This window comes from Nostoc sp. JL31 (genome assembly GCF_017114965.1).
In the GTDB taxonomy this organism is placed as follows: domain Bacteria; phylum Cyanobacteriota; class Cyanobacteriia; order Cyanobacteriales; family Nostocaceae; genus Nostoc; species Nostoc punctiforme_A.
On record NZ_JABXKO010000061.1, the window covers coordinates 1 to 12,348 of the forward strand.

Genomic DNA, 12,348 nt, shown 5'->3' on the forward strand with positions numbered 1-12,348 from the left:
GTGCCCCTTGTCGAAAATATTATCTTCTTTTTTAACACGCCCTGCGGAATGTGGGTTTTAATAGATGATTGGTCTTTGAAGACGCGATAAATCGCGTCTCTACATCAGGTCTTTGAGCTTATCTAAACTGTATTGTGGGATAGAAATTCTAAATTATTTGCATCAGGGATACCTTGTTTTAATCTTCAAGTATCTCTAATAATTGCGCCTCAGTTAGCTGCGTAATTCCCAAGGAAATTGCTTTTTCTAACTTGGAACCAGCATCTTCTCCTAAAACTAAATAATCTGTTTTTTTACTAACTGAATCAGTCACTTTCCCCCCAGCTTTTTGAATCAAAGCCTTCGCTTCATCCCGCTTTAAGGTTGGCAATGTTCCCGTAATTACAAAAGTTTTACCTGCGAACTTTTGATTACCATCCCCAGATATTTTTGTTTCCTCTGTGGCAGTTAATTGCAATCCTTCTGCTTGTAAGCGTTTTATCAACCTTTGGTTAGCATCAATCCGAAACCACTGGTACACAGATTGGGCAATTTCAGCACCAATACCATAAATGCCTTCAATATCTGATTGCTTTGCTGCCGCTAACTGGTCTACAGTGAAATATTTCTGAGTCAGTAATTGGGCATTCACACTGCCAACATGACGGATGCCTAAACCATACAATACCCTTGACCAAGGTTGATTTTTTGATTGAGTGATCGCATCCACTAACTTCTCTGCCGACTTTTTCCCCATCCTTTCCAATGCAGATAACTTCTCTGCTGTCAACTCATATAAATCGGCAACGGAATGCACCAAACCTTTATCAACGAGTTGATATACCAGTTTTTCGCCCATACCTTTAATATCCAAGGCATCACGACTTACCCAATGTTCAATGGAACCTTTGAGAATCGCCGCACAGGAAGCATTGACGCACCGAGTCACCGCCTCACCGGATTCTCGCACCACCAATTGGCCGCAGACTGGGCAATGGGTAGGCATAACGAAGGGTTCGGTGTCAGCGGGACGGAGTTCTTTGATTACCCTCAACACTTCTGGAATGATTTCTCCAGCTTTGCGGACAATGACAGTATCACCAATGCGAATATCTAATTGAGTAATGCGATCGCTATTATGTAAAGTGGCGCGGGAAACTGTTGTTCCCGCCAGTTGCACCGGGCGCATCTCGGCTAACGGTGTTAACGCCCCCGTTCGTCCTACATTTACAGCAATATTTTCTACACGGGTAGGTGCTTCTTCGGCTGGATATTTTAAGGCGATCGCCCAACGGGGAAATTTTTGCGTGAACCCTAGCTGTTCCTGAAGTTTAAAAGAATTCAGCTTCACGACTACCCCATCCGTCATGTAGGGTAAATTCAGCCGTTCCGTATCCCAGTATTCATAATATTTTGCCACTTCTGCGATCGAAGCACAGAGTTTGTGGTTAGGGTTGACTCGAAAACCCATCTTTTCTAATAACTCCAATGCTTCCCATTGGGTATTAGCAATACTAGTGTCATCTCTACCAGGAATGTGTAAGGTGTAGCCAAAGAAGTCTAACCGCCGTTTAGCGACAATGCGAGAGTCTAGTTGCCTGAGTGTACCAGCTGCGGCATTGCGGGGATTGGCAAATAATTGCTCACTAGCTTTTTGCCTTTCCTCGTTGATTTGTTTAAACACTTCCAACGGCAAAAATGCCTCGCCTCGCACTTCTACCCTTTCGAGAATTTCTAACCCTTCAAAATTCAAACGTAAGGGAATTGAGCGAATTGTCCGCACATTTTGGGTGATATCTTCACCTGTCACCCCATCACCCCTAGTTGTGCCTCTAACTAGAATGCCATCTTGGTAAGTAAGAGCCAAAGCAGAACCATCAATTTTCAGTTCAGTGACATATTCCACTGCATCTATTTTCGGTACTTGTCGCCGCCAACGCTGATCCCATGCTTGCAACTCATCAATATTGAATGCATTTTCCAGACTGTACAAGGGGATATTGTGCCGCACCGAGGTAAATTGTGTTGCTGGCCTCTCACCTACGCGCTGAGTCGGGCTATCGGGTGCTGTCAATTCTGGATATTGAGTTTCCAGTTGTTGCAATTCTCGATATAACTGGTCATAGACTGCATCCTCCATGATTGGAGCATCTAGGACGTAATAAGCGAAGCTTGCTTGTTGCAATAACTGGCGCAATTCTTCTGTGCGCTTTACTTCCGGCTTAATCTGTGTCATGAGAATTATTATAAAATATCTAGGATTAGGGCTAACAAATCATACATTTGTACTATACAAAATTTTGGCTTTTGAGCCATATATAAAGCTAAATAAGTTTTACCAAATCCTCCGCTACCTAATACTTGGATAGGGCGATCGCACCGCAAACTTCAGTAGTGCGCTTCCCCTGAGTACTAAGTATAATTCCACTGGTAAAAAATGTAGAGCGATCGCGAGTCAATAAATGGCTATATAAAACGTTTCCCCAACATCTTGCAAAAGTAACTTTTGCAAGATGTCTAATGAGTGCTGAGTGGGGAATCTGACTTTTTTACTCAGAACGGGCTAAACCTTAGCTATCCGCTAACGGAACTGTTTTGCCCCATACCCAAGCCATTAAAACTTGCTTCTTGCATCAAGCTATGAGATATTATATTCAAATAACAGTAAATCTATCGTATTACCGTACTTTAAAATTAATGCCTCAGCATTTGGGCATAAAGGAGTAATTAAAATGACAATTGCACGACAAAACACAGCAACATCCTTATCAATCACCATTCACGATTCTGAAAGCGCCGATATAGCTAACTTATGGAAGCTGGTGCGACTAGGCGCAAATGGCTTTTGGTGGCGTACTAGGGCATATACAACGATTCTGGGTGTTATGCTGTTAACCTTAGTAAGTCTGATTTTTCTAAGTATGCATTGGTTTTACCGCAGACTCTTCCCATTTATCAGCCATCAAGTTATTGGTAGCGATCGTCAGATAAGCAATTAAAAATTAAAAACTAGATATGTTGCAAAGGGATAGGCGATCGTCTCAATCGCCTGATTTTGCTTCCTTTACATTACTTTAGAGACAGTCTCTAAAAACTCAGCTTAATTCTTCTAGTAGAGGAGAGAGCTAATTAAAAATGCATATACTGCAATTACCAAGCAATAGTTTGTATAAGCTCCTAGTTAAAGACCTACTAGGAGCTTTTTTTAATTGACTATCTAACCTCAAATGGGTCATATAGCAGTGGTCAGACAGCTTAGGACATTGGCAAATCCTAAGAGAACGGCTGTCACACCTATCTATAGCCGACTTGTCCTAAGCAGGATGGTAGCCCAATATATTAAAAAATTTAGTAGCAATTAAACTATTCCTAATGGATACTCATAATTAATTCTGATGGTAGATTAAGTCAGAAATGAAGATAGTTAATATATATATGTAAGTCAAAAACGTTTACCAACTTAACAACAATGAATATTCTTGCTTGGATTGTTTTAGGTCTAATTGCTGGTGCGATCGCAAAAGCTATCTACCCTGGTCATCAAGGTGGCGGAATTCTAGGAACTATAGTGTTAGGAATTATCGGTGCTTTTGTTGGCGGTAGTTTAGGTGTATTTTTCAGTACGGGAACTTTATCTCTAGCAGCTCCTAGTCTCAGCATTCCAGGTATTGCGGTAGCAGTTCTTGGTGCAATTGTCGCAGTTTTCTTGTGGAATTTATTAACCAACCGCAGTGCTGTATAAAAAATTGCGGTGAATCAACGACAAAGATTTAGCAAATTCATTTAACTATTTTTAACTGTGAATTAAATTAAAAAAATAGCGCCAGTCTGTCATTAGCCTGGCGCTATTTTGTAATATGGTGGTTCTCAGTTGAGTCTTTAGCGATCGCCTAGATTTGTGATAAGCTGTAGATAAAATCGAGCTAAACTTGGCTTGTTAAATACAGGATTTTATTAATTTGCAGCGGATTAAATTTGGCGATACCTTACAATGCCAATGCATCCCGATGCATTATAACAGTCATATTTGTGCAAGTTTAGTTTGATTTCAAAGAATACCTCTTTGAAGTTGTAAATTTATTAGTAGCCTCTTTCTACACTGGTAGGATATTTAATCTTGCTCTGATTCAATGTCCTCATCTGCGATCGCAAAATCACTGATGTAGTCCCGTACAACACGCTCAAAAAATAGGGGAGCAGGCAAACCTGTCCAATCGCTATAGTGACCAAAGCCATAGCGCAGTGACTCCACAAGGGCAGCTAAGTCATCAGGATTATCTTCTGGTTGTCTCAAGGTAACAACAATCTCTAGAGGATTTGGAGAAGGCCAGCGACCTACAAATGGAGCTTTTGTAGAGAGTTGACTTATCTTTAACCCAACTTTGTTGGCTAGGGTCTGGGTTGAACGATAACAACTTTGCCCACGTGAATATTGATGTGGTGCTTCACGTGCCACAGATAGATAAGCCACACATCCAGTTTGCTTAGTAGCGCTGAGTCGAAATAATCCAGTCGCACTAGAAGCTGAAGGAATTTTCAGCGTAGGTGGTAATTTATTTAGTTCTTCTTTAGTTCTAGTATCTTCTACACAAGTTTCTATTAAATGTCGGGCTTTTTTCTCAATAATTCCAGGAGCAAGTTCTTGGCGAATGCGAATTAGACGTGCGCCTTGCCATTCATCCTGCATATTCTCAGACTGCTGACCAAGGTTAATTTGATTAGTATTAATTCTGCTATCAGCAAGCCAATCCCACAGTTGGACGCAGTTGGAAGAATCAATCATAACCAATGGTTGCATCCCATCTTCCACAGAGTTAGAAACAATCTGTTTTACAAAGTCCATGAATCGAGTTTTAGACACATTACGCTTATCAGCCAGTTTGATTGGAGTAAGTTGGGCAATAAAAGCTAGTGCATCAGAAAAGCTAAACCACGGGCTGATTACTAAATTTCCTTTTTCGTAAGCACAGGAAAGCTCACATTTTCCTGTATCTACGTTGAGGCGCATTACCACTGCTAAAAATGTATTCTCAATAACACCACGAAAGCGACCCCTTTGTTTACGGACGATTGTGAACCCTAAAATTTCTTTTGGTCTAGCTTCTGGTGGGATATTTTGCAAGTACTTGTCAACCTTTTCTTTTACACCATCAATCCGACCAGAATGAGCCGAGAACAAATCTTTCAGAGCCGACTGCATCCGATGGAAGAAGTCTGCGAGTTTGAGATGCTTTGTTTTACGTGTCTTTGCAATGGGTAGAAGAAATTGCACGCCGCTACCAACCTTTGCAAGTGCTTGGCGGGTTGAAGGTTTATTAACCTTATCGTCAGGTTTAACAGTGTTTTTACCAGTAGGATCTGGGTAAAATTGCCGTGCCATTATCAAGGAGAAAGTTGGTTTATTGGTGTCTTCAATCTGTTTTGCAGTGGATTTCCATGCTTCAATTCGCTGGCGCGATCGCTCCTTATTTTTCAAGTCTTTTCCAGGTAAAATCTCTCGTGGTCCGTGAGTATTTGCTGGCAAGCGATTAAGAATAATTTCGAGTGTGTTTCCCCACAAAACTTTAGTAATTTTCTGCAATAGCTTTGCTTCTGTCTCCAAATCAGCTTCATAAAATATAAAAAGTCTCGGTTGCTCATTAAGATATAGTCGCTGCATCGCTGCTTGGTTTGCCTGAATGATATTTTGGAGATCATTCGTTTGATTCGGCGTAAATCTATTAAATTGAAGAGCTTTTCTTCCCCACTCAATCTCTTCTAAACGGATGTCAAAGTGTTTGCGTAGCAAGGTATCGATTTGACTGTCGTCGAGTTGATCGAGGTATTTCGCAGTAAGCTCCAAGTCGGAATTAGTTTCGAGAGCTTCCAAAACACCACCAAACAGTGTAGGAAGATTAATCATCCGCGATGCTGTATCGTCTAGTTTGTGCTTGGATGGTACTTTTGTATAACCATCGAATATTTTGATTCCTAATGGGTTAAGAATTTTAGCGATCGCTTCTAAGGCATCTAATTTATCAATCTCTGGTACACCTGTTTCAATACCGTATCCTTCTGAACTATTTTCGTCTTCTTCTGAATTATCTTGAAGTCCATTACGGTAAGTTAAAACAACCTCACAGCTATCAGTAGAGGCTTTGCCCAAAGCGATTTGTTGCCCATCAAAAGATTCTAGAGGTAGTTTCAATTCTCTCCGCAGGATTTCAAAATCTGTATCTGTCACCCAACGCCAATTCTTCTTCTCTTGTTCGTTATTTTTATCTTGTTTGCATTTTACTTGATAGGTAAAAGCGCGATTGGGATAGTCTTGAGAAAATATAAAACCGCTAATATTCCTACGGTCATATTTAGGATCTTTTAACTGAGTAAACCAGCGACGTTTGGAAACCTCAACTTTCACCAAAGGTTGAGGCAAAGAAGGATAAGTCACAACTTCCAAGCTCACCACAAAACTGAATTTCCCTTTTGTGTCAGGTAAGGTTATCGGATCGGCGATCAATTCTACAATCCCATAATTGCTGGAAATAATACGTTTTATCGGCCCTAAATCTGGAAAAATCTCTTGTCCAGCAATTTGACGAGCTACGTAATCTACTATCGCACGATAGGCATATTTATCTGTTAAATCTTTTGGCTGAGTTGTACCTGTCTGTTTAGACCAATTCCAAGGGAATACTTGAGATTTAAATGGAGAAACTTTCAGAAGTTCTCCTCTTTCCTGCAAACCTTGCAAGCGGTCAATAATATCTGTTGATATGTCTTCTTTTATTACAAACGGTCTGAGATAATTTGCAAACCAATCATTAATAATTGGGCGAAGCACTTGATTGATATCTTCTTCATTAACACCATTTAGGTAAACAAAAGGTTCTGGCTCACCTCCCCTTTTAGCATTATTAAATGCGAACTTCGTAAGACCTACATCTGGTTCAATTCGTGCCGCATCTTTTAAGACTACTTCGAGAAAACCTCGCAATGAGGCATAGGGGAGATTTTTGACATTAGTTCCTTGTAGAATATCGGCAAAACATAGCAAGCCTGCTTTTGTCCAAGTAAGAGTAGAACCCTCTACTATAATTGGACGCAGATCGTCTGGCACAGTTAAGGCTAAAGGAAATTGTTTGATTGGTTTGATTTGACCTTGCTGAATATAAAAGGTATCTGAAACTAAATTATCATCAGTTTCTTCTTCTTCTTCAAATAAATCTTCTTCCAATTCCATGTCATTATCAAAATTGTCGGTCATTTTTACATCTCCAATAGTGTTGAAAAATCATTGAAACCGTCTTCTTCATCCGTAAAATCTTGTGAATTAGCTAATTCATCAGGGTATTTTACTCCTTTAATCCGCTGCAAAGGTGTTAGAAATGCGCCGTAAAGTTCTTGATAAATTTCCCGAATTACAGGATCGGGATGGTTGACACATTCTTCTAAAATGATTCGCATCTGAACCAGCATACTATCTCGCCCAGAGTCGGGTTTATCTTCTGCTGAATTTTTAGCCCAAGCTGCATCTACAAAGTAAACTGATACCGGGCATCCATTCCGCATCCCGCGCCCAATTGTTTGTAAAATTGCAACCATTTGATTAGCTGTAAACGATTTGAAAAGTTCAGGGCCTAAACGGCTAGCCATTAAAGGTTCACGTAACAATCTATTGGCAGTGCGCCAAAGGTCTTTTCTTGATTGCTGCCAAGAAGTTGCGATCGCATTTAAATCTTCTGTTTCACTAAAAACTCGACTATCAAATTCTTGTGTTGCCTGTCCTGCCAAGCTGTACAACAGCCGCATATCATCCTTTGTCGGATGAGGACGAGTCAGGAAGTAAATCGAGCCAATTGCTGCATCTAGTTTTCTATCTCCTTTGGTGAAAACTATGTTCACACCTCGACCAATTGCCAACATGGGAAAAATTAAAATATCACAGTTTTCATCGTCTCCTAATGCCTCACACTGAGCAGAGGTGATAAAATCTGTCGGTTGTTCTCCATCTCTGAGGGATTTAACAATTGCCTTTGTATGCCGCCCAACTTCAGGATGATAGTCATTGATATACTTTTTGATTGTGCGAGCCTGATCGTAACTATTGACAACTAAAGCGGCTTTACGGCGAATACCAAACTTGACATCAAAATTACGCATGGACTTGTAAATTTCAGATTTAGTAATTCCTCCGCGCACAAGGGCATTCACCATCCGCAGAAGATTACGTTGTTGAAGTTCGCCAGCACCACTATATTTGAGGGGTTCATCACCACGTTCACTATCTGGAAACCATTTGAAACGATAAACACTCTGTTCTGGTTTATGTTCTGACTGACGCGGTTTTAGTAAATAATGCGGCCCAGCGTCAATGTGGTAGGCGGGACTAGCTTCTAAAAATGAAGTTGCTGAAGTAATTAAAACGGCTGGGCTTTGATGTCCATCATCTGCGTCTAACAACCGATGAAAGCGATGCATTAACATTCGAGGCGCACCAACAAATGTAATGTAGGATAATTGCACATTTTTGGCGGCGGTACGTGTTGTTTGTGCTTTGGAAAAACTGTATTCCACTCCAGAAAATGAACCTAAAATGCTTTCTGGAATAAATTTTCGCAGTTCTGGTGATGCAGTTGACTCCCCAATGGTTTCACGAATGAATCCCTCTGCAACCATCGTTCTAGTTCCTGGTACAATTCGCTGGTACCCCACAATTACGAAAGTAACAGTTATAAGTAATTTAGCTAAATCTTCTGCTTCTATTGTTGGTGAATGATCTGGAAAACAAAGCTTAAGAAATAATTCGGCAATTTCTTCTACGATCGCATCACGTCGCTTAATCAGATTTTCAGCTAGGTAACGGCGAAAATGATTAATGAGAGTTTTCCATTGCTTTTCAAGGGTTTCACGGTTATAGCCTAAAATCCGAGGCCACAAATCTGCTTTAAAGTCTTGAGGGTTCTCAACACCTGTGCGATCGTAGAAGGCGTTATATGCTGCTGCTTCCCAAAATTCAGTCAGCGCCCGACTTTTACTAAAGCCTAGTTTGGCTTCTTGCTCATCAAGGTCATTCTGCTGAGAGGATTTCTTTAAAGTATTCAATAGTTCGCTAACAATCCGTAATACAGTCAATAATTGATTTTCGTAGCGTTCTCCCACCCGCGACTTAGACATATTCTGAAGGGTGGTAATTAAGGAAGTATTATGGTTGCCAAATTCTGACAAGTCACGACTGTAAAGTTCTACATCCCGATCAAATAATCGATAGTTCTCACCACGAGCAAAGCGGTTATGGATTTGTTCGAGAATTACCCGATGAATGGATCGCTCTGAGCCTGAAATACTTAAGGTTGCTGCCCCATAACCATCTAACACTGATTGCACCATGTCGCCTTCGTCGAAAACAACTACGTCGAAGGTGCGCGCAATTAACTCAAAATATCGTACTTGTTCTTGAATCGCGTGAGGTGATATTTGAGTATCGAGCGATCGCACATGACCAACCCAAATATTAGCATCCAACAAATCTCGCGGTGCTTTGTTTCGACCGCACATTGTCCATAAGGGACACAGGCATTTCTTCATCTTTCCCTGTTTCCCCCCACCTTGCAATATCTCGTTGCAAGGTGCGTAACCAAAGCCCCACAGGGACATATCAGCAGTTGAAAAGGCTGGTAGGACGCAGTTCATCCCAAAAACTTCTGCCTGTTCTAAGGTGTGAGCAAAGCCACCATTACCTCGTGTTGCTATAGCTTCAGCAATATTGTCTGCATGACGACGGCGAGTTTCATCACTTTGACCGACAAGCATTCCCACCTTAACTTGATGAAATGCCAGTTCAGCCATGTACTGCCTAGCAACTTCAATGGAGGGAAACACAAACATTGCTTTATAGTCATGTAATCCTAGCCAGATAGCTATTAACACGAGAATGGTTGTTTTACCTGACCCTGGTAAACCAATTAAGTGCTTGATGTCTTCTAACTCCAGAACATCTTCTTCTTTCCGCAGCCCCTTTCCAGCTTCCGATACCATGAGGTCAAAGCGTTCAAAACGATCTGCCCAACTACCAGATCGCCGCTCAGGATCTTGCTTTTCACGCTCGTCCATCTCAATAGCCAGATCGCGCAGTTCACTTAGGGGAATGCAAATTTTTCCTCTTGGTTGGCGGTTAAGGGAATGTGTACGACGCGCAGCAATCGGGGCGGTAATCGGAGCGATCGGCATCCTTACTGCTGTTGACTCTTCACCTAACGCAACCGCCATCTGCTGACGAGGATCGGCAAATGTAAAACCATAGGAGTCGTATGGCAGAGGGATACTAAGAATTTGACGCGCTTGTGTAATTAAAGAATCTTCTAAAGGGTCTGTTCTTTTAAAGTGAAGTGTTTCAATATCAATCTCATACGTTCCTTTAGTGTGGTTGCAGTAATGATGATTGTTATAGAGAGCAATTGCGTGTTTAACTGACTGCTGTGTAACAAAAGTTAGCGACATCTGCCGCATATTGAAAAGGGCTTGACGGGCAGGCTCTAATGCAGGTGCATTTAAAATGCTTGCCATACCTGACATCACTAGTGGCGCGTACTCCAGTGAATCAGTATTAATAAACTCCTTCATCAAGACGCAATACCAGCAAATTCGGTCTGCACCTTTCCAAAAATCAGGTTTGGTTCGCATAAGGCATCTTCTTTAAAAAATCAATTACAGAGGAAACTGACATAATTTCTAAACTGGCGGGATCGCCCTTTTTATCTAGTGTTGATTTAAGAGTAGAAATGTAGCTTGGGTTATCCTCAATTAAGCGATCGCTCACAGCAAGAATGCGGCGGCGATAGTGAATCAGCCCGCCAATACTACGATTGAGACGCAAAGCCAGAGTCACCGGACTTGTGTAAGATTTGGCATCAATTCCAATTGCCCGTTCATTAATCGCCACATCGCATAAATCAGACTCCGGGTAAAGTTCAGCATTGAGCTTATTTTGTCGGGCTGTATCAAAAATGGCTAATTCGTCAATTGCTGGGCCTGTCCAGTAGGTAAGAATTCGTGGCTCGGCAATTCGTAAAATGTCTTTGGGATCTAGTTTTTCAGATACTTTTGGTGAGTTGTGCCCAATGCACTGGCGAATTGGACACCGCCCTTGTGAAAAAAGTTTTTTGTTGGGATGCGATCGCATCAATGTGCCACAGTGGGCGCAGCGATGTGCTAATCCATCAACTAGCCAGATATCTGGTACTGAGTCAAAGAATTTCTCAACGATCATTCCCTGTAAAGGGGTTAAGTCATTTTCAACCAAGTAGTCTAATAATTGCCGTTCTCCTATCAGAGAGTACCTACCAAATAACTCTCGTAGTGCAGTGTAAGCTTTGTGTTGGCGACGACCGCCCAATCGTTGAGTTGCTTGGCATAAGTCAGTATATAACCGATGCTCAATCACATTGTCTTCGCCAAAACCCCCGCTCAGATTGGCAATCTCTGCACAGTCTGAGGTAGGTACTCGTAAATCTGGATCGATTAAGGTAACGCTAGAAAAGCGAAAGTCTGATTGGCTAAAAATCCCTAACTGCCAGCGATCGCAACCAAGAGAGTATCGAGCGTTATCTAAAACAGTATGTACACAAGCAGCGCGATCGCTTAATCCTTCTTCAATATATAGACGACCTAATTTGCACATTGCTTGATAGAGTTCTGGTGGCAACGTACTATCTTCTTGGCGCACAATTACTCGACCTGGGAGAACCCGGTCATATTGGCGAAGAATTCCCTGAGCAAGTAACACCACAGCATCTTCAGCCAGATCCATCGCTGGGCGGTGTCCTGTAGGTAAAGGCAAAGAAGTTGCTGAAATTGTAGGTAGCCAAGTAGGATCATGACCTTGAGCCTCTGCAATAATTTGCCTCTCTAAAACATCTTCACCAAAGGAAGGTAAAACTTGAGCGATCGCTGCAAGTGTCCAACCTTTCTTCAATAACAGAGCAGTTGCCAATCCCTCCAAAACCTGACGAAATCCAAATTCTTGCCCTTTGGGTTGTGATAAAAGTTGTTTTGCTCTCCACGACCGAACAGTACGAAGGGCAGGTGATTCTATAGACAGTTCAAGGTGTTTAATCTGGCGTTTGAGCTCCTTTGTCAGAGCCTCCGCAGTTCCCTGCCACTCACGCACGTCCTCAAAGTACATGGCTATGTATAATACAAATTACATTTTAATATGTTTACACTAAATGATGTAAATTAAAATGTCAACTTTTCATTTACACTATAAAACTACGCCGTACAGCGATTTTACTTACAACAAACTGTAGTTTTCTACGAACCTATCCCACTAATACCGAAATATGGTAATCTACTTCTCGTATGAGAGGGGTGTATCTGTGTATGGCTGGG

The 12,348-nt window shown here is 41.5% G+C and carries 6 protein-coding genes; 2 read left to right on the forward strand and 4 right to left on the reverse strand.

Translation table 11 applies throughout. The features are described 5' to 3' along the window. Positions 1-178: 178 nt before the first annotated feature. Positions 179-2,215, reverse strand: coding sequence for an NAD-dependent DNA ligase LigA (ligA, locus tag HWQ43_RS14800; RefSeq protein WP_292734884.1), 2,037 nt, complete (start codon positions 2,213-2,215; stop codon positions 179-181). Positions 2,216-2,711: 496 nt separating this feature from the next. Between ligA and HWQ43_RS14805 the strand changes: the two genes are divergently transcribed. Together HWQ43_RS14805 and HWQ43_RS14810 are read left to right on the forward strand one after the other, a co-directional pair. Continuing rightward, positions 2,712-2,978, forward strand: a complete 267-nt coding sequence (locus HWQ43_RS14805) for a hypothetical protein (RefSeq protein WP_292734887.1) — start codon at positions 2,712-2,714, stop codon at positions 2,976-2,978. 470 nt (positions 2,979-3,448) lie between these two features. Further along, positions 3,449-3,721 carry a GlsB/YeaQ/YmgE family stress response membrane protein gene (locus tag HWQ43_RS14810; RefSeq protein WP_094348080.1) on the forward strand — a complete coding sequence of 91 codons (273 nt, stop codon included), beginning with the start codon at positions 3,449-3,451 and terminating at the stop codon, positions 3,719-3,721. A gap of 369 nt (positions 3,722-4,090) precedes the next feature. Here HWQ43_RS14810 and HWQ43_RS14815 read toward each other — a convergent pair whose 3' ends face one another. The 3 genes from HWQ43_RS14815 to HWQ43_RS14825 are packed head-to-tail and all read right to left on the reverse strand — an operon-like array spanning position 4,091 to position 12,142. Further along, positions 4,091-7,225 (reverse strand): RNaseH domain-containing protein, encoded by a 3,135-nt coding sequence (locus tag HWQ43_RS14815; RefSeq protein ID WP_292734890.1) that lies wholly within the window; start codon positions 7,223-7,225, stop codon positions 4,091-4,093. Positions 7,226-7,227: 2 nt separating this feature from the next. Next, on the reverse strand, positions 7,228-10,641 hold the full coding sequence (locus HWQ43_RS14820; RefSeq protein ID WP_292734893.1) for a hypothetical protein: 3,414 nt from the start codon (positions 10,639-10,641) through the stop codon (positions 7,228-7,230). Beyond that, positions 10,625-12,142, reverse strand: coding sequence for a hypothetical protein (locus HWQ43_RS14825; protein WP_292734896.1), 1,518 nt, complete (start codon positions 12,140-12,142; stop codon positions 10,625-10,627). Before HWQ43_RS14825 ends, HWQ43_RS14820 begins: the two co-directional genes overlap by 17 nt. Positions 12,143-12,348 lie beyond the last annotated feature (206 nt).